The sequence below is a fragment of the Burkholderia sp. LS-044 genome (genome assembly GCF_004803625.1).
GTDB classification, from domain to species: Bacteria; Pseudomonadota; Gammaproteobacteria; order Burkholderiales; family Burkholderiaceae; genus Burkholderia; species Burkholderia cepacia.
Genome location: NZ_SSWO01000001.1, coordinates 1,011,720 through 1,028,938, shown reverse-complemented (window position 1 = coordinate 1,028,938; position 17,219 = coordinate 1,011,720). Strand labels below are relative to the sequence as shown.

Sequence of the window (17,219 nt, the reverse complement as noted above, 5' to 3'; positions counted from 1 at the left end):
CTTCGATCAGCGATCGATCCTCGACCCCCCATTCCCGCCATGCGCGACCGCAGCAGGCGCAGGCGACAGCGGAATCTCCACCTCGACCGTCGTCCCCTCGCCGAGCGTCGTCGCGATCCGCAGCGTGCCGCCAACGAGATACGCACGCTCGCGTAACCCGACCAGCCCGAACGATCCCGACTTGCGCGGCACGCCGGGATCGAATCCCGCGCCGTCGTCGCGAATCGTCAGCTCGATCGCCTGGTTCGCCTGCACGAGCGCGACGTTCGCATGCGACGCGGCCGCGTGCCGTGCGACGTTCGCGAGCGCTTCCTGGGCGATGCGGAATACCGCCGTCGCGTAAGGCTCGTCGAGTTGCAGTTCGGGCGGGTCGACATGCAGCGCACAGTCGATGCCGTGGCGGTGCCGGAAATCCTCCACGAGCCATTGCATCGCGGCGGCGAAGCCGAGATCGTCGAGCATCAGCGGGCGCAGGTCGGACGCGATGCGGCGTGTCGCGGCCACCGCGCCGCGCGCCAGCGTGTGCATCGCCGCGATCTTGCGCGCCAGCAGTGCGTCGTCCTGCGGCACGCGATCGATCAGCCATTCCAGATCGTTCTTCAGCGTCGCGAGTGTCTGCGCGAGTTCGTCGTGCAGCTCGCGTGCGATGCGGCGCTGCTCGGCTTCGCGTGCGCTCGCGCTGATCGCGGCGATCTCGCGCAGCTCCTCGCGCGACGCCTGCAGCGCTCGCTCGGCGCGCACGCGTTCCTCGACTTCGCGCCGCAGGTCGCGGTTCGACGCGCTCAGTTGCGCGGTGCGTGCGGCAACGCGCTGTTCGAGCCGCTCGTTCGCGTCGTTCAGCTGCGCGCTCTTCTGCACGACGAGCAGATGCTGGTAGCGCGCGCCGGCCAGCGCGCGCACCGTCTGCGCATGCAGCCGGCCGTTTTCGAACAGCATCGCGAACAGCACGACGCCGGACGCGACCAGACCGTACGCGCGCCCCGCGTAGAAGCCGAGATCGTAGCGCCCGTGATTCAGCATCGCCGACAGCGCGATGTCGAACAGCCACGCGACGAGCACCGTCATCACCCACAGGTCGAGCACGGAATGCCGCCGCCGCCGCTGCCACATCAGCATCAGCGCCACCAGGTTCAGCCCCCAGACGATCGTGATCGCGTTCGTCATCGTCGCGGCCATCCGGTTGCCGTTCATGATGCGCGGCAGCAGGTCGTGGCCGGCCGTCGCAAGCAGCGCGAGCGCGGCCGTCGCACCGAGCGCGGCCGCGATGCACAGCACCACGGGAATCGCCGCGCGGCGTTGCGGGGCCGGGATCGGGCCCGCGGCAGGCGATGCCGCGCGCAGCAGCGCGTACGCGGCGACCGCCAGCGGAAAGCCGCCGTGCCAGAACAGGTAGAGCCAGGCGGTGGTCTGGTCGCCGGCGCCGAGCAGGCCGGTCGGCGTGAACAGCCCGGGAAAGGTCAGCATGTGGGTGCCGGCCATGAAGCCTGTGAACAGGTAGCCGCCCGCGAGCACGAGCAGCGGCTTCTCGCGCAGGATCGCGTACTGGCCGAGCAGCAGGCCGGCCGTCACCATGTCGTTGACGACGATCGCCGACTGGTACACGGGGATGAACGCCCAGCCCGGCGCAAGCGGCCTGCCCGCGAAGGGCGCAAGCGCGGCGAAGATCACGGCGGATACGAGCACGGTCGCGAGCGCGAGCCGCCGTTCGCGCCGGCCCGGCGGCAGCGACGACATGAACAGGCGCGACGCGTCGGAGGTGTCGTCGTCCGGGGGCGAGGGCGGAAGGTGGAAGGCGGCCGTCATGCGTCGCCGCCGGGGTCGAGGTCGTGGCGCACCGCGTAGCGGACCAGCGCGGCTTCGTGCGGCAGTTCCATCTTCTCGAGGATCCGTGTCTTGTACGTGCTGACCGTCTTCGCGCTCAGCGCGAGTTCGGTCGCGATCTGCGTGACGGTCTGGCCGGCGACGATGCGGCGCATCACGTCGAGCTCGCGCGCGGACAGCCGTTCGTGCGGCAGTGCCGCGGCCGGCGCGCGCAGCGTGAGCGCGAGGCTTTCGGCCGCCGACGGGCTCACGTAGACGCCGCCCGCCGCGACCTTGCCGACCGCCTCCACGAGCTCGGCGGTCGCGCTGTCCTTCGTCAGGTAACCGGTTGCGCCGGCCTTGAACGCGCGCGCCGCGTATTGCGCCTCCGCATGCATCGTCAGCACGAGCATGCGCAGCGACGGCGCGTGGTGCTTCACCAGCCGGATCAGCTCGATCCCGGTCGGCGCGGGCATCGACAGGTCGAGCAGCAGCACGTCGGCGGTACCGCGCTCGACCAGCGCGAGCGTGGCCGAGCCGTCGCTTGCCTCGCCGACGATTTCGAAACCGCCGGCCGTTTCCAGGATGTGACGCAGTCCGTCCCGCATGACTGCGTGATCGTCAGCCAGAATTACCCTGATCATCTAGCGATCCTCTTCGGGATGACGCCGCGCCCTGCTGTCCGGTGGTCGCCGCGGCCGTTCTTCTGACCAATATATTCCGCCGAATCCGAAAACGATACTCATCCGGTAAATTTTCGAGACAGGTTTTCGACGAATGTGCACTGAAACGAAATAATTCCCGAGAAAACATACGCGGCGGGGCGGGCGCGAGTCAGGGTATTCCCGGGTGGTCGCGGCGGCGGGAACCGGGCGGCGCGGCGGGTCGCCAGCCCGCCCGCGAACCGCCCGGATTCGGGACTAAACTGGTGCCCGATGCCACGACACTAACGAGGAGCCCCGTGATGATCGATCTTGCCGATATCCTGCCGTCCGCACTGCCCGCCGCCGTCGCGTGGGCCGAAGCGGAGGCGGCGCGCGGGATCGCGCAGGGTGCGCCGCTGACGCCGGCGCAGGCCGACGACGCGCGCACGGTGGGTGTCGCCCAGCCGGAGCGGATCCGCGTGGTGATCGTCGAGCGCATGCCGTTTCCGGAGACGCCGACGCTCGCCGCGATCGCCCGTGACACGGGGCTGTTGTCGCCGGGGACGATCGGGCTCACGCTCGGTCATGCGGTGTACGTGCTGCGCGGACAGGACACGCGCCGCCTGCTGACCCATGAATTTCGCCACGTGCATCAGTACGAGGCCGCCGGATCGATCGGCGCGTTTCTCGCGCGCTATCTGCAGGAGATCGCGACGGTCGGCTACCACGACGCGCCGCTCGAGGCCGACGCGCGGCAGCACGAGTTCGATTGATCCGCCACGCCGGCGCGACCGCACGCACCGCCCGATGAACGCTCCCCATGCCATCGCCGGCCCGGTGTTCTCACGCCGGGTCGCTTCGCCATGGAGCGTGCAATGAGCGACACGATCCACGCGTGGATCGGCGCGATCGGCGCGCATCCGCTGCTCGTGCTCGCGGTCGTGTTCGTGACCGCGTGCGCCGAGGCGATCGCGCTGATCGGCACGGTCGTGCCGGCTGGTGCCGTGATGTTCGCGGCCGGTGCGCTGATCGGCGCGGGCGCGCTCGACGGCTGGACGACGATCGGCGTCGCGGCAGTCGGCGCCGTGATCGGCGACGGCATCAGCTACGAGCTGGGGCGGCACTACCGCGGAATGATCCGCAACGCATGGGCGCGCTTCGGTTATGCGGGCGCCTACGGGCGCGGCGAGGAGTTCGTGCTGCGCCATGGCGTGAAGAGCATCGTGCTCGCACGTTTTCTTGCGCCGGTGCGCGCGGTCGTGCCGGTCGTCGTCGGTTGCGCGACGCTGCCGCGCCGGTCGTTCTATCCGGTCAACGTCGTCTCGGCACTCATCTGGGCGCCCGTGCACGTCGCGCCGGGCATCGTGTTCGGCGCGTCGGCCGCGCTGGCCGCGGCGATCAGCGTGCGGGTCGCCGTGATCCTGCTGGTCGTCGCGGCGCTGGTCGCGCTCGTGTGGATCGGCGTGCGCGTCGCGCTGCGGCGCGGTTGGCCGCTGTTGCGTCGTGCGCTCGTCGAAGGGGTGCACGCATGCGAGCACCGCTGGCCGCGGGTCGGCGCGCGGCTGCACGACGCGATCGCATACGTGCGCGGCCTGCCGGGCGCGGTGCCCGCGCTCGCGCTGCTGTTCGTCGGCTGCGTGTGGCTGTTCGCGGGACTCGTGCAGGATGTCGTCGCGAACGATCCGCTGACGCACGCGGACATCGCGCTGTACGCGTTCCTGCAGAACCTGCGCACACCGCCGGTGGACGCCGTGATGCGCGCGCTTGCCGTGTTGCACGGGCACGATACGGGGCTGATCGTCGCGGCCGCGTTTCTCGTCTGGCTGATGATCCATCGCTGCTGGCTGACCGCCGCGTGGTGGCTCGCGACCGTCGGCGTCGCCGTCTTGCTCGTGCCGGCGTTCGGCGCGGGCGTACCCGGCGCGACGCCCGCGAGCTTGCCGCCCGGCGCGCTGCACGTACCGCTGCCCGATGCCGAAGCCGCGTTCGCGATTCTCGCAAGCAGTGGCCTCGGCTGGGTGCTGACGCGTGACCGGCCCGCGCCGTGGCGGATCCCGGTCGTGACCGCGGTGGTGCTGTGGATCGTGCTCGGCGGCTTCGCGCGGCTGTATGTCGGAGACACGTGGCTGTCGGGCCTGCTGGGCGGCTGGAGCCTCGGGCTGGCCTGGTTCGCGTTGCTGGCCGGCGCCCATGCGTACTGGCGCGTGCGCGAGCATGTGCAGCCGAGGGGCGCGCTCGTCGCGGTGACCGTGGTGCTCGCGACGGCCGGCGTATGGACGGTTCCCGCGCAATGGCAGCTCGACTGCGCGGCGCGCCCGCATGTCGGCGACGTGGTCGCGATGACCGTCGACCAGTGGCTGCGCGGCGGATGGCAGCGCGTGCCGGTGCGGCGCACCGAGATCGGCGGCGACCGCGAGGAGTATCTGCCGCTGCAATGGAGCGCGACGTCGGACACGCTCGACCGGCATCTCGCGCAGGCCGGCTGGCAGCGCGCGACGCCGTGGTCGCCCGCCACCGCGCTGCGCTGGCTGCTGCCGCAGGCGCCGGCCGAGGCGCTGCCGGTGCTGCCGCGTTACACGCACGGCGAAAGCACGCGCCGCGTGTTCGTGCGCGTCGATCCGGGCCAGCCGGAAAGTCGCCTCGTGCTGCGGCTGTGGCGTTATCCGTACGTGTTGCAGGACGCGCTCGGCATGCGGCCGCTGTGGTACGGCGCGCTGTATCGCGAGACGCTGCATCGGCCGGCGCGGCTGATGACGATCGTGCGCTCGACGACGATCGACGATGCGGCGTCGATTGCGAAGGCGCTGGCAGTCGAGCCGACGATCGGGCATCCGCCGGCGGGGACGACGGCCGCGCCGGCCGAGATGCTGCTGGTATGGATGGTCAGGCCGTGAGCGGGCCGTGCGCCGCTTACGCGTGCGCCGGCTGCGCGGGGACGACGGACAGGCGCAAGCCGACGGTCTTGAGCACCGCGAGCAGCGTTTTCAGCGTCGGGTTGCCGTTGGGGGACAGCGTGCGATACAGCGATTCGCGGCTGATGCCGGCTTCGGCCGCGACCGCACCGAGCCCGCCGTACGCTTCCGCGACGGTGCGCAGCGCGAGCAGGCCGGCCGCGCGGTTGTCGGGATCGTCGAGCGACTCCATCGCGACGCGCAGATAGGCCACTGCGAGTTCGCGGTCGGCGCCGAGTTCGGCGACTTCCGCGTCGTGGTGCGATACCGCACCTTTGAGCTTGGTCATGTTTGCCTCCGTTTCCAGTTCGACCAGTGTTCCTTGGCGCGCCTGATGTCGTCGGGTTGGCTGCTTTTGTCGCCGCCCGACAGCAGCAGCACCAGTGCGCCGCCGTACCGCCCGAAATACACGCGATAGCCGGCGCCGACGTGGACGCGCAGTTCGATCACGCCTTCGCCGACAGGCTCGCAATCGCCGAAGTTGCCCGTTTGCACGCGGCGCAGGCGTTCGCGAATCCGGGCCTGTGCAAGCTTGTCGCGCACGGCGTTCAACCATTCGGTGAAGGGCTCGCGACCATCGTCGCGCTGGTAGCGAAGAAGTTCGAACTTGGAGAGCATTGTAACTTATAAGCTACAAAAGGGGTGAATGAGAAAGGAGGCGGTCGTGCGAGTTGCCGGGTGGTGTGCGCAGGGGCGTGCGCGCATTGGCGAGTCGGGACGACACACGACGCCGCATGCGGGACAGTTGCAGTGCAGGCAGCGAAACCGGCTTCCCGGACGAAGATCATTCTTTCATCCGGTACCTGGCGTGGCGATTCGGCCGAATGGCCGGTGTCGATGGCGCGTGCCGAGGGCACGCGCCATGAGTGGGACGTGAGGCAAGTGCGCGAACAGTCCGACGGCGGGCGCGTCGTGCGGCGCGCCCGCCGGAAAATCCTCGTGCGTTACCGTTGCATCGTCATGCCGTCGCGGCAACGCGTGCCGACGCAAACTCCGCCAGCGTGCGCAACGCGTCCCGCGCCGAGCGCAGGTAAAACGACTGCAGATGAAACACATGCCAGCGCGCCGCATGAATCTCCAGCCGGCACGGCACGCCGCAGGCCTGCGCGTGACTGGCCAGCCGCTGCGCGTCCGACAGCAGCACTTCCTGGTCGCCGGCCTGAACGAGCATCGGCGGCAGACCGCGCAGGTCGGTATCGAGCGGGCCGCGGGCCGCCGCCGATCCGGCGCCGTGATACCAGCGCAGCCCTTGCTCGAGCCAGCCGCGGCGGATCATCGGATCGTCGTGGCGGCGCGAAGCCAGCGTCGCGCCGCCGAGGGCGGGATCGGTCACGGGCGAGATCAGCAGCAACGCGGCGGCGGCCGGCTCGCCGCGCTCGCGCAGCGCGATGGCCAGTGCCAGCGCCAGTGCACCGCCGGCCGAATCGCCCGCGATCGCGATCCGGTGCGGAGCGTGACCCTGCGCGCGCATCGCGTCATAGACGGCCAGCGCATCGTCGAGCGCGGCCGGGCCCGGATGCTCGGGGGCCAGCCGGTAATCGGGCACCCACACCGGCAGGCCGGCATCGTTCGCGAGCCGCGTCGTCACGCCGCGATGCGTATGCGGCCCGCCGAGGCAGAATGCGCCGCCGTGGAGGTAGAGGATCGCGCCGCCCGTGTCGCCGCGTTTCGGCGCGACCACTTCGACCGGCACGCGGTGCGCGTGCGTACGGTAGCGCAGCGTGCCGCCCGTGCCGGGCATCAGCGGCGACAGCAGCGCGACGACGCGGCGTTGCATGCGTGCACCGAACGGCGGCCCGATCAGCGGCCGGAACGCCACGCGCAGGAAACCGCGCAGCGAGGCAGCCGTGAGTGCCTCCAGCGGGCCGGCGGGCGGCGCGACTACGACGTCGCGCGTCGGGGCAACCGATTCGGGCACTGGATGCGTGAAACGGTAGGCGGACATCCCGGTGAAGCGGGCGATCCACCGGTAGGTCAGCGTGAAGCCCGGCCAGTTCGTGCTGTTGCGTCCCGATGCATCGACATACCAGCTCTTGCAACTGTTCCACACCGATCCTTCGAGCCGTTGCTGCACATGCGCGTTGAAGCGCCGGTAGCGGCGCGCGTCGACGTCGATCTCGCGCGCGCCGTTGCGCCGCATCGCGTGCAGGCAGCGCATCACGTGCGCGATCTGGCTTTCGAGCATGTAGACGATCGAGTTGTGGCCGAGATTGGTGTTCGGGCCGTACAGCATGAAGAAGTTCGGAAAACCGGGCACGGTAAGCCCGAGATACGCCTGCGCGCCGCGCCGCCATGCGTCGTTCAGGTCGAGCCCGTCGCGGCCCGTGATGCGCATCGGCGACAGGAACTCGGTCGCCGCGAACCCCGTGCCGTAGACGATGGCATCGACCGGATGATGCACGCCGTCGACGGTCTCGATGCCGCGCTCCGTCACGCGCCGGATCCGCTGCGTGACGAGTTCGACGTTGTCGCGGCTCATCGCGGCCAGGTAGTCGCTCGACAGCAGGATGCGCTTGCAGCCGATCGGGTAGTCGGGCGTGAGCCGTGCGCGCAACGCGGCGTCCGGCACGTCGCGCGCGAGCAGCTTGCGGAACGGCCGGCCGACCGCGACCTTCATCAACCGGTGCAGGCGCGTGAACGCGATCGCGCGCGATTCGTAGCGCAGGTAGATCGATGCGCGATGCAGCTTCATCGCCCACGGAAGCGTGCGGAACAGCGCCTTCTCCCACGGGCGGTACGCGCGGTCGGGGCGCGGCATCACGTAGGCCGGCGAACGCTGGAATACGGTCAGGCGCTGCACGTCGCCGGCGATCGCGGGGACGAACTGGATCGCCGACGCACCGGTGCCGACCACCGCCACGCGCTTGCCGGCGAGCGCATAGTCGTGATCCCAGTGCGCGGAGTGGAATGCGCGGCCGCGGAACGTGTCGATGCCGGGCAGGTCGGGCATCGCGGGGCGACTCAGCTGCCCGGTGCCGCTGACGAGCACGGCGGCGCTGAGCGTCGTGCCGTCGGCGAGCGTGACGCGCCACAGCGCGGCGGCTTCGTCGTAACGCGCATGCGCGACGTCGGCGCCGAAGCGCAGGTAGCGCGCGAGGCCGTACTTGCGCGCGCAATGCTGCAGGTACGCATGGATTTCGGGCTGCGGTGCGAACACGCGCGACCAGGCCGGGTTGGGCTCGAACGAAAACGAGTACAGGTGCGAGGGCACGTCGCACGCGGCGCCCGGGTAGCTGTTGTCGCGCCACACGCCGCCGACGTCGTGCGAGCGTTCGACGATCGCGAAATCGTGGATGCCGGCACGTTGCAGCGCAATGGCCATGCCGATGCCGGCGAAGCCGGCGCCGATGATGATCGCCGCGAGCGGTGCGGCGGATTCGGTCAGGTGGGCAGCGTCACGCGACGACATGGCGGGTCTCCTCAGGCTGGACGGCTTCGTGCGCGGCGCGCGAAGCGGGAGCGGAATCCGTCGCTGTCCTGACGGTTTCGCGCTGTGGCCGCGCGGGCGTGCGGCGCACGCCGCGGATCAGGTCGACGGCCTTCTCGGCGATCATGATCGTCGGTGCGTTGGTGTTGCCGCCGACGAGCGTCGGCATGACCGACGCATCGACGATGCGCAGCCCCTGCAGGCCGCGCACGCGCAGCTGCGAATCGACGACGGCGAGCGCGTCGTGCCCCATCCGGCACGTGCCGACCGGGTGGTACACGGTGTCGGTGCGCCGCCGCAGCACGTCGCGGATTTCATCGTCGGTGTCGACGTTCGCGGTGAACAGGTCGCGCGTGGTCCAGCCGGCGAGCGCCGGCGCTTCCATCAGCCGTCGCGTGAGCCGGAAGCCCGCGACCATGTCGTCGAGGTCGCGCGGATCGTCGAAGAACGCGGGGTCGATGCGCGGTGCCGCGAGCGGATCGGCGCTGTCGAGCGTGACCGAGCCGCGGCTGCGCGGCCGCAGCAGGCACACGTGGCACGACAGCCCGTGGCCGGCGTGCAGCTTGCGCGCGTGATCGTCGACGAGCGCGACGACGAAGTGCAGCTGGATGTCCGGTGCGTCGAGGTCCGCGCGGGTCTTCAGGAAGCCGCCGCCTTCCGCGAAATTCGACGTCAGCATGCCGCGCCGTTCGCGGCGAAAGCGCGCGAGCTCGCGCAGCATGCGCACGCCGCCGCGCGCGGATACGCCCATCGTGTCGACGCTGCGCGTGCGGTAGCCGAAGATGAAATCCGGATGATCCTGCAGGTTGCGGCCGACGCCGGGCAGGTCGGCGTGCACCGCGATGCCCCGTTGCCGGAGCTCGCTGCCCGGGCCGACGCCCGACAGCATCAGCAGTTGCGGCGTTTGCAGCGCGCCGGCCGCGAGCACGACTTCACGCCGGGCGCGCAGTGTGCGGATCTCGCCGTGCTGCCGGACTTCGACGCCGGTCGCGCGCGTGCCGTCGAACAGGATGCGCAGCACCTGCGCGTGGGTCTCGACCGTCAGGTTGTCGCGGCGGCCGATGTGCGGCAAGAGGTACGCGCGCGCCGCGCTCCACCGTTCGCCGTGCTTCTGCGTGACCTGGTAGATGCCGATGCCTTCCTGCTGCGCGCCGTTGAAATCGTCGGTGAGCGGCAGGCCGGCCTGTTGCGCCGCTTCCAGGTAGCGCGCATGGAACGGGTTGCCGGTGCGCAGGTCGCTTACCCACAGCGGGCCGTCGCGGCCGTGCCACGCATCGTCGAAGCGCTCGTTGTGCTCGCTCAGGCGGAAGTACGGCAGCACGTCGTCGTAGGCCCAGCCTTCGTTGCCGAGCGCGGCCCAGCCGTCGTAGTCGATGCGATGGCCGCGGATATAGACCATCGCGTTGATGGCCGACGAACCGCCCAGCGCCTTGCCGCGCGGCTGGTAGCCGATGCGCCCGCCGAGGCCGCGCTGCGGCACCGTGTCGAAGGCCCAGTTGTTCACGCGGGTCGGCATCATCGCGACCGCGCCGGTCGGCACGTTGACGAGCGTGCCGTCGCCGCGGCCGCCGGCCTCGAGCACGCAGACGGTCACGGCCGGGTCCTCGGTCAGCCGCCCGGCGACGACGCAGCCGCCCGACCCGCCGCCGACGACGATGTAGTCGAAAGTCCTGCTCATGGGTTCATCCTCCGATGGTCGATGGATCAGGCGGGGCGCGGCAGCGCGCACGGGCGGCCGGCGCTTGGCCGGGCAGGGGCAGGGGTTCGTGCAGGCACGGCGCGCCGGCGTGCGAAGCGGGCTGCGGGATCGGTCGGGCGACTGCGTCGCATGGTGTCTCCTCCGGGGGCGTTGGCGTCGTTCGGGCGACGACTGGATGACGCCGATGGTGCTGGCCGCATGGGAAAACACCAATGCTGCTTCGGGACAATTGTTTTAGTATTTGGGCCAAATCGGCGCTTCGAGGGTTTCTCCGCATGAGCTTCTGGGATTTCACCCGGAGTCCGGCCAGCGCCCGGCTGCTGGTCGATTTCGGCGACGAACGCGGCGTGCCGCACGCGACGCTGCTGGCCGGCACGGGGCTCGCCAACGCTCAGCTCGACGATCCGAAGGTCGAGGTGACGGCCGCGCAGGAACTGCGGCTGACCGGCAACCTGCTGCGTGCGCTCGGGCGGGCGCCGGGCCTCGGGTTCGAGGTCGGCCTGCGCTACCACTTCTCCGCGTACGGCGTGTGGGGCTACGGGCTGATCGCGAGCGCGACCGCGCGCGACGCACTCGCGCTGGCGATGCGCTTCCTGCCGCTCACCTATGCGTTCACCGTGATCACGTATCGTGAAGAGGGCAGCACGTGCGTGCTCAGTTTCGGCGCGCCGGAACTCGATGGTGCACTGAGCCGGTTCCTCGTCGAGCGCGACATGACGGCGGCGGCCGTATTGCTGCGGGAAATCGGCGGCGACGCATTCGAGCTGTCGCGCTTCACGGTGCAGGCGACGCGCGCGCCGTCCGTGCCGGTGCCGCGCATCGCCGGCGTCGAGCCGGTTTTTTCGGCGCGCGCGAACAGCCTCGCGTTCGACCGCGCGTTGCTCGACCGGCCGCTGCCGCACGCGAATCCGCTGACGGTGTCGATGTGCGAGCAGATGTGCGGCCAGCTGCTCGAAGCGCGGCGCGCGCGGGTGGGCACGTCGGAGATGGTGCGCCAGTACCTGGGCGCGACGCCTGGCCCCGCGCCGTTCTCGCTCGAGGACATGGCGCGGCTGCTGAACACGAGCCCGCGTACGCTCAAGCGCCGGCTGCAGGAGGAGGGCACGACGTTCCGGGCGCTGCTCGCGCAGGCGCGCGGCGCGATGGCCGAGACGCTGCTCGGCGACGCACGCCTGTCGCTCGCGGAAGTGGCCGAGCGGCTCGGCTTCAGCGACCTGTCGAGTTTCTCGCAGGCGTTCAAGCGCTGGTACGGCGTGCCGCCGGGCGCATATCGCAGCGCGGCGCAACGGGACGGCGGCCGTTCCTGAATCACGCCACGATCGCCGGCTGTCCCGCCGGCATTCCAATCAAGAGAGAACCCGCATGATCACGATTCGCCCGATGACCGACGACGATTTCCCGCGCTTCTGGCCGACCTATCGCGCCATCGTCGCTGCTCGGGAAACCTATGCATTCGATCCCGATGCGACACCCGAAGCGGCGCGCGCGTTATGGCTCGATGCGCCGCTCTGCACGTGGGTCGCCGAGGAGGACGGCGTGGTACTGGGCTCGTACTACCTGAAGGCGAACGCGGCCGGCCCCGGCAATCACGTGTGCAATTGCGGCTACATGGTGAGCGAGGCAGCGCGCGGCCGTGGCGTCGCGCGCCTGATGTGCGAGCACTCGCAGCAGGTTGCGCGCGAGCGCGGTTTCCTCGCGATGCAGTTCAACTCGGTCGTCTCGACGAACGAGGTGGCGGTCGCGCTGTGGCAGAAGCTGGGATTTGAAATCGTCGGGCGGCTGCCGCGTGCGTATCGTCACGCGCTGCTCGGGTTCGTCGATTGCCTCGTGATGTTCAAGTGGCTCGGCGACACACCTGCCGCCGGAGCCTGAGCGCGCAACTGGCGAATCAGACGGCGAACGCGCCGTCGAACACGATCCGGTCGTCGAGCGCGAGCGTGCCACGCGCGAAGATCAGGTCGAGATGGTGGCTGCCGTTTTCGCCGCCGCCGAGCCCGAGGTGCAGGCCCGGATGACGTTCCTCGAACCCCGCATTGCGGCCGTACAGCCCGCGAATGCCGAGGTTCGTGCCGATGCCGAATTCCTCGATCCGCCGGTGATTCGGATGCCGGTCGAGATAGGCCGAGAAATCGCGCCGGAAGCCCGTGTCGTCGGTATCGAAACCGACGATCGTGCTGTTCTCGACCTGCAGCGTCGCGAGCCGCTCGGCCACCTTGTACTTGATCGCGAACGGCACGGTGCCGAGAAACGTGCCGCTGAAGACGATCGTGCCGTTGAGATCGGTCACGTGCGTCGCGATCTCGCCGGGCACGACGTCGAGGTTGCCCATTCCGTCCACGCTCGTCCATTTCTGGTCCGGCGCGAGCGAGCCCGTCAGCGTGTTCCCGGCTTCGTCGATGAAGCGGATCTGCGATGCGCGCGCGGCCGCGTCGATCAGCCGGCCGTTGCGTGCCGCGATGTCGTCGAGCGATTCGGCGAACGCCTCGTCGAGATGCGGGCCGTAATCCTTGAACAGCACCGACTTGCTCCAGTGCTCGACGATCGCCGGGCGGATCGCGGCGAGGAACGGCGGCCCGCTCGGCGACGGTGTCGGCAGGCACGACGAGTCGTACAGCAGCACGAACAGGTCGGCTTCATCGAGTGCGGCGGTGATATCGGCGGGCGGGGTGCTTTCGAGGCAGAGGGTCGTGGCGTCGAGTGAATCGGGCAGGGCGGCAAATGCGCGCAACGCGATGTCGCGGTTGCGGGTGTCGTGGCCGACCAGCAGTTTTCCCGATTCGCCGCGCGCCAGTTTGTCGCGCAGCGCGGGGTGGAAGCCGAGTGCGCGGTGCAGGTTCAGCATGCGTGTCTCCGGAAGCGGCGGAAGGGCCGCGGCCCTTCCGCGAGAACGGGTGGCCCGCTCAGACCGGCCAGAGCGCGGTGCCGAACGGCACCACGGCGTCCTCGACCATCATGTCGATGGCCTCGGGGTGCGTGTCTTCCTGCATCCAGTCAAGCAATTCGATCTGCTGGGTGTCCTGCATGTCAATTCTCCTGTGGTGAACATGAGTGTTTCAACATGAAAGCGCGGCTAAAAATTTGCCACTCCTCATCAGGCATTTCGTGAATGCCGGATGAGTGGCGTTGATATTAGTCTGACGAATTTACGAATGCAATGCGTTGCAAGAATTTTAGCCTCGGCGTGCTAAACAACGGGGATTGACGAGGCGCGTGCGGTAAAACGCGGGTAAATGGCCTGACGGATTCCAGGTCATTTTTTTAATGAAATGAATCGGAATCGATGCATTGCATTCGGCGAATTTTTATCGGGAATTCGATGGCCTCGATCGTGGCGCGGGCGTGGCGGCGGCCCGATGCCGTGTCAGCCGAGCAGCGCCTTGCCGAGCGGTTTGGCCGGCTCGGAGCGGAGCACCAGCGACGTCGTAACCGCGCCGAAACGGGCAATCGCGTCGATGATGGTTTCCAGTTGCCCCGGTGTCGGCACGAGTACCTTCAGCAAGAAGCAATCCTCGCCGGTCATCCGGTGAACCTCGATGACGTGCGGCATCTCGGCGAATGCGCGCAGCGCGGGCTTGATGTGTTCGTGCGTCGTCTTCAGCCGGATGATGGCCATCATCCCCAACCCCAGCGCCGCCGGGTCGATGCGCGCGCCGTAGCCGGCGATGATGCCGCGTTCTTCCAGCCGCTTGACGCGCTCCGACGTCGCAGGCTGCGACAGCCCGATGCGCCGGCCCACTTCGGACAGCGGCATCCGCGCGTTTTCCTGTAGTGCCTCGAGGATCGAAAGATCCAGGCGATCGAGCTCTCCATTCGACATGTCCGTTCTCCCGCTCCGTTAATTCATCGGCATATTGTCTCAATAACCGATGACTTGCCATTCCCGGCCGGTTTCCGGCGGACGAGACTGAGCGCTCGCCTGTTTATGGAGACGGAGATGGAGATGGACCAAACGATCGTGATCGTGCCGGGGATCGGCAACTCGGGACCGGATCATTGGCAGAGCCACTGGGAGGCCGCGATTCCGGGCGCCATCCGCATGGCGCCTGCGTCATGGGATGCCCCCGACCTGCGTGACTGGATGGCGGCGCTGGATGAAGCCGTCGCGCAAGCCGCGGCGCCGCCGGTGTTGATTTGCCATTCGCTGGGGTGCCTGCTGTTCGCGCACTGGCGCGCGGCGTCGGCGCGCGTCGTGCGCGGCGCATGGCTCGTTGCGGTGCCCGATCCGGGCGGCCCGCGTTTTCCGGCCGCGGCGCGTGCGTTCGCGAACGTGCCGGGCGCCGATTTCGGCGGTTTGCCGGTGCTGGCGATCGCCAGTTCGGACGACGGGTACGACCCGTCCGGGCGCGGCATCGCATGGGCAAGCGAACGTGGCGCGACGCCGCTGCGGCTCGGCCCGCGCGGCCACCTGAATGCGGAAGCGGGATTGGCGCAGTGGCCGGAGGGGCGTGCATTGCTGACGGCCTTCGTGGCCGGATTGCAGCGCTAGCGCCGGCAAGCGGCTGCCGTCGTTCCGCGCGTGCTGCCTGCCGGCGCGTGCCTGGCCGTGGCGGCTCAAGTATGATCGGTCGACAGAATCGGAAGCCTCGACGGACAGTCGGGACCGGCGCGTGCGAAACGCCGGTTCCGTCGCGCCGCTCCCCCTCGGCTTCGAACGACAAAGGAGACACGCGATGCGCGCAGCGCCGCAACCGGAGCCTGCCGGCCCGTCGCAGCCGGACACCGGCGCGACCCGCCATACCCCCGAACGTGACCCCGATCGCATGGCCGCGTGGCGGCTCGCGATCGGCCTGTCGCTCGGCAGCGCGATCGCGCTCGGCCTCGCACGCTTTTCGTATGCGCTGCTGCTGCCGCCGATGAAGGCCGATCTCGGCTGGACCTTCGCGCAGGCCGGCGCGCTGAACACGGCGAACGCGGCCGGCTACCTGATCGGTGCGCTCGTGTTTCCGTTGCTGTCGCGGCGCTGGCGCGCGGGCACGCTGCTTGCGGCCGGGTGCGTGCTGACCGCATTGCTGATGGCCGCGTGCGGGTTCACGTCCGGCATGCACGCGCTGCTCGCGCAGCGGCTTGCGACCGGCGTCGGCAGCGCGCTGATCTTCATCAGCGGCGGCGTGCTGGCCGCGCGGCTCGCGTCGGCGTCACCGCGCGATGCGGGCCTGCTGCTCGGCCTCTACTACGGCGGCACCGGATGGGGCATCGTCGCGTCATCGCTGCTCGTGCCGGCGACGCTCGCGCAGGGCGTACATGGCTGGCAGCCCGCGTGGTTCGCGCTCGCGTTCGCATGCGTGCTGTTCTCGGCGGTGGCCGTGTCGGCCGCGCGCCGCATCGAGCGCGTGCACGCGGCACCCGCCGCGCCGCGCGACGGTGCGGTGCCGGCCGCGACCGCGAGCCCCGTGCGTTTCGCCCTCGCGCTGGCCGGCTACGGCCTGTTCGGCGTCGGCTACATCGGCTACATGACGTTCATCGTCGCGCTGCTGCGCGGCGCGGGAATGAGCGGCACGGTGGTCGCCGCGTTCTACGTGATGCTCGGCGTCGCGACCGTCGTCTCGGCACGGCTGTGGTCGGGGCTGCTCGACCGGATGCGCGGCGGCCAGGCGCTGGCCGTGCTCAATGCGCTGCTCGGCATCGCGACGCTGATGCCGGCGATGTTCGTGCATCCGGTTGCCGCGTTCGCGTCGGGCGTGCTGTTCGGCGCGACGTTCCTGTCGGCCGTCGCGTCGACGACGGCCTTCGTGCGCCACAACCTGTCGCCCGACGGCTGGGCGAAAGGGATCAGCGCGTTCACGACGGTCTTTGCATTCGGGCAGATCGCCGGGCCGGTCGCGATCGGCTGGGTGTCGGACAGCGCGGGGCTCGCGCGCGGGCTCGTGTATTCGGCGCTGACGCTGTTCGCGGGTGCCGCGCTCGCGGCCGGGCAGCGCGCGTTGCGGGCCGCCGCGTAGTCACGCGCGGTTCACCGCACGCACGCCGTGCGCGACACGCGATGAAACGCACGGCCGAAGTAGATCAGGCTGTCGCCGTCGTCGCGCACGCGGATCGACGTCGCCTCGATGAACATCACCGAATGCGAGCCGACTTCCTTCATGTCGGCGATCGTGCCCTGCAGGCTCGCGAGCGCGTCGCGCAGCACGGGCACGTCCTGCTCGCCGCGATCCCACCCGGGCAGTTCGAAGCGCCGGTCCATCGGCAGCTCGGTGAGCCCCGCGAAGTGCCGCGCGAGCTGTTCGTGTTCGGCCGGCAGCACGTTGATGCAGACGTGGCGATTGCGTTCGAACGTCGCATGCATCGCGCTCGACCGGTTGAGGCACACGAGCAGCGTCGGCGGCGTGTCGGTGACGGAGCACACGGCGCTCGCGGTGATCCCGCAGCGGCCGTGCGGCCCGGCGGTGGTGATCACGTTGACGGCCGCGCCGAGGTGGGCCATCGCTTGCCGGAAGGCCTTCTGCGCGTCGGTCGGCTCGACGCGTGCCGGTCGCTGGATATCGGTCGTGGAAGACATGGGCGCTCCTGGTTGGACGAGAGCGGCGATCGTGCGGCGCTGCGGATGCAGCGCCTGATCGCCGACGATGACCCAAGCGTACGTCGCGAAAAGGCTGGCGACCATTCGCACGATTGACGATGGAGATGGCGTTCTCGCCAACGCGTCTAAAGGTTCTACCTAGGTACGCGGCGCGGCGCGCGAAAAAAACCGGGAATGTGCG

The 17,219-nt window shown here is 69.6% G+C and carries 16 protein-coding genes; 6 read left to right on the top strand and 10 right to left on the bottom strand.

Features of this window, described 5'->3' with window-relative positions; translation table 11 throughout:
• Positions 1-6: 6 nt before the first annotated feature.
• Both E9536_RS04695 and E9536_RS04690 read right to left on the bottom strand, forming a co-directional pair.
• Positions 7-1,803: a sensor histidine kinase gene (locus E9536_RS04695; RefSeq protein ID WP_136469370.1), complete on the bottom strand. Its 1,797-nt coding sequence runs from the start codon at positions 1,801-1,803 to the stop codon at positions 7-9.
• A complete protein-coding gene (locus tag E9536_RS04690; RefSeq protein WP_027790813.1) occupies positions 1,800-2,444 on the bottom strand; it encodes a response regulator transcription factor in 645 nt (214 codons plus the stop codon). The genes E9536_RS04695 and E9536_RS04690 overlap by 4 nt, the downstream gene beginning before the upstream one ends.
• 320 nt (positions 2,445-2,764) lie before the next feature.
• On the opposite strand from E9536_RS04690, the gene E9536_RS04680 reads away from it, so the two are divergent.
• Positions 2,765-3,217, top strand: a complete 453-nt coding sequence (locus E9536_RS04680) for a hypothetical protein (RefSeq protein ID WP_027790814.1) — start codon at positions 2,765-2,767, stop codon at positions 3,215-3,217.
• Between the two features lie 102 nt (positions 3,218-3,319).
• Positions 3,320-5,338, top strand: coding sequence for an LssY C-terminal domain-containing protein (locus E9536_RS04675; protein ID WP_136469369.1), 2,019 nt, complete (start codon positions 3,320-3,322; stop codon positions 5,336-5,338).
• 16 nt (positions 5,339-5,354) lie between these two features.
• Here E9536_RS04675 and E9536_RS04670 read toward each other — a convergent pair whose 3' ends face one another.
• From E9536_RS04670 to E9536_RS04655, 4 genes are all read right to left on the bottom strand, one after another.
• Positions 5,355-5,684 (bottom strand): transcriptional regulator, encoded by a 330-nt coding sequence (locus tag E9536_RS04670; RefSeq protein WP_011356110.1) that lies wholly within the window; start codon positions 5,682-5,684, stop codon positions 5,355-5,357.
• The gene (locus E9536_RS04665) at positions 5,681-6,013 is read right to left on the bottom strand and encodes a type II toxin-antitoxin system RelE/ParE family toxin (protein WP_048020341.1); all 333 of its coding nucleotides are present in this window, start codon (positions 6,011-6,013) and stop codon (positions 5,681-5,683) included. Before E9536_RS04665 ends, E9536_RS04670 begins: the two co-directional genes overlap by 4 nt.
• 340 nt (positions 6,014-6,353) lie before the next feature.
• The gene (locus tag E9536_RS04660; RefSeq protein WP_136469368.1) at positions 6,354-8,804 is read right to left on the bottom strand and encodes an alpha/beta hydrolase fold domain-containing protein; all 2,451 of its coding nucleotides are present in this window, start codon (positions 8,802-8,804) and stop codon (positions 6,354-6,356) included.
• A complete protein-coding gene (locus E9536_RS04655) occupies positions 8,791-10,500 on the bottom strand; it encodes a GMC family oxidoreductase N-terminal domain-containing protein (protein ID WP_136469367.1) in 1,710 nt (569 codons plus the stop codon). The genes E9536_RS04660 and E9536_RS04655 overlap by 14 nt, the downstream gene beginning before the upstream one ends.
• 296 nt (positions 10,501-10,796) lie before the next feature.
• Here E9536_RS04655 and E9536_RS04650 point away from each other — a divergent pair, with 296 nt between their 5' ends.
• Both E9536_RS04650 and E9536_RS04645 read left to right on the top strand, forming a co-directional pair.
• A complete protein-coding gene (locus tag E9536_RS04650) occupies positions 10,797-11,828 on the top strand; it encodes an AraC family transcriptional regulator (RefSeq protein ID WP_027790819.1) in 1,032 nt (343 codons plus the stop codon).
• Positions 11,829-11,883: 55 nt separating this feature from the next.
• Positions 11,884-12,393: an N-acetyltransferase gene (locus E9536_RS04645; RefSeq protein WP_136469366.1), complete on the top strand. Its 510-nt coding sequence runs from the start codon at positions 11,884-11,886 to the stop codon at positions 12,391-12,393.
• Positions 12,394-12,409: 16 nt separating this feature from the next.
• On the opposite strand, the gene E9536_RS04640 is transcribed toward E9536_RS04645, so the two are convergent.
• The 3 genes from E9536_RS04640 to E9536_RS04635 all read right to left on the bottom strand — a co-directional run bounded on the left by E9536_RS04640 (position 12,410) and on the right by E9536_RS04635 (position 14,338).
• The gene (locus tag E9536_RS04640) at positions 12,410-13,363 is read right to left on the bottom strand and encodes a leucyl aminopeptidase (aminopeptidase T) (RefSeq protein WP_027790821.1); all 954 of its coding nucleotides are present in this window, start codon (positions 13,361-13,363) and stop codon (positions 12,410-12,412) included.
• A gap of 58 nt (positions 13,364-13,421) precedes the next feature.
• Entirely contained in the window at positions 13,422-13,544 is a 123-nt protein-coding gene (locus E9536_RS42520; RefSeq protein ID WP_021158412.1) for a hypothetical protein, read from the bottom strand.
• Positions 13,545-13,882: 338 nt separating this feature from the next.
• On the bottom strand, positions 13,883-14,338 hold the full coding sequence (locus tag E9536_RS04635) for an Lrp/AsnC family transcriptional regulator (RefSeq protein ID WP_011356102.1): 456 nt from the start codon (positions 14,336-14,338) through the stop codon (positions 13,883-13,885).
• A gap of 123 nt (positions 14,339-14,461) precedes the next feature.
• On the opposite strand from E9536_RS04635, the gene E9536_RS04630 reads away from it, so the two are divergent.
• Both E9536_RS04630 and E9536_RS04625 read left to right on the top strand, forming a co-directional pair.
• Entirely contained in the window at positions 14,462-15,007 is a 546-nt protein-coding gene (locus E9536_RS04630; RefSeq protein WP_136469417.1) for an alpha/beta hydrolase, read from the top strand.
• A 184-nt stretch (positions 15,008-15,191) separates the two neighbouring features.
• On the top strand, positions 15,192-16,460 hold the full coding sequence (locus tag E9536_RS04625) for a YbfB/YjiJ family MFS transporter (RefSeq protein ID WP_136469365.1): 1,269 nt from the start codon (positions 15,192-15,194) through the stop codon (positions 16,458-16,460).
• An 11-nt stretch (positions 16,461-16,471) separates the two neighbouring features.
• On the opposite strand, the gene hpaC is transcribed toward E9536_RS04625, so the two are convergent.
• The gene (gene hpaC, locus E9536_RS04620; protein WP_059693798.1) at positions 16,472-17,017 is read right to left on the bottom strand and encodes a 4-hydroxyphenylacetate 3-monooxygenase, reductase component; all 546 of its coding nucleotides are present in this window, start codon (positions 17,015-17,017) and stop codon (positions 16,472-16,474) included.
• Positions 17,018-17,219 lie beyond the last annotated feature (202 nt).

Excerpts from the sequence above, each read along its gene's own strand:
- E9536_RS04695 (WP_136469370.1), bottom strand. The coding sequence starts at position 1,803 with ATGACGGCCGCCTTCCACCTTCCGCCCTCGCCCCCGGACGACGACACC.
- E9536_RS04690 (WP_027790813.1), bottom strand. The coding sequence starts at position 2,444 with ATGATCAGGGTAATTCTGGCTGACGATCACGCAGTCATGCGGGACGGA.
- E9536_RS04635 (WP_011356102.1), bottom strand. The coding sequence starts at position 14,338 with ATGTCGAATGGAGAGCTCGATCGCCTGGATCTTTCGATCCTCGAGGCA.
- hpaC (WP_059693798.1), bottom strand. The coding sequence starts at position 17,017 with ATGTCTTCCACGACCGATATCCAGCGACCGGCACGCGTCGAGCCGACC.
- E9536_RS04670 (WP_011356110.1), bottom strand. The coding sequence starts at position 5,684 with ATGACCAAGCTCAAAGGTGCGGTATCGCACCACGACGCGGAAGTCGCC.
- E9536_RS04655 (WP_136469367.1), bottom strand. The coding sequence starts at position 10,500 with ATGAGCAGGACTTTCGACTACATCGTCGTCGGCGGCGGGTCGGGCGGC.
- E9536_RS04625 (WP_136469365.1), top strand. The coding sequence starts at position 15,192 with ATGCGCGCAGCGCCGCAACCGGAGCCTGCCGGCCCGTCGCAGCCGGAC.
- E9536_RS04630 (WP_136469417.1), top strand. The coding sequence starts at position 14,462 with ATGGACCAAACGATCGTGATCGTGCCGGGGATCGGCAACTCGGGACCG.
- E9536_RS42520 (WP_021158412.1), bottom strand. The coding sequence starts at position 13,544 with ATGCAGGACACCCAGCAGATCGAATTGCTTGACTGGATGCAGGAAGAC.
- E9536_RS04645 (WP_136469366.1), top strand. The coding sequence starts at position 11,884 with ATGATCACGATTCGCCCGATGACCGACGACGATTTCCCGCGCTTCTGG.
- E9536_RS04640 (WP_027790821.1), bottom strand. The coding sequence starts at position 13,363 with ATGCTGAACCTGCACCGCGCACTCGGCTTCCACCCCGCGCTGCGCGAC.
- E9536_RS04665 (WP_048020341.1), bottom strand. The coding sequence starts at position 6,013 with ATGCTCTCCAAGTTCGAACTTCTTCGCTACCAGCGCGACGATGGTCGC.
- E9536_RS04650 (WP_027790819.1), top strand. The coding sequence starts at position 10,797 with ATGAGCTTCTGGGATTTCACCCGGAGTCCGGCCAGCGCCCGGCTGCTG.
- E9536_RS04660 (WP_136469368.1), bottom strand. The coding sequence starts at position 8,804 with ATGTCGTCGCGTGACGCTGCCCACCTGACCGAATCCGCCGCACCGCTC.
- E9536_RS04680 (WP_027790814.1), top strand. The coding sequence starts at position 2,765 with ATGATCGATCTTGCCGATATCCTGCCGTCCGCACTGCCCGCCGCCGTC.
- E9536_RS04675 (WP_136469369.1), top strand. The coding sequence starts at position 3,320 with ATGAGCGACACGATCCACGCGTGGATCGGCGCGATCGGCGCGCATCCG.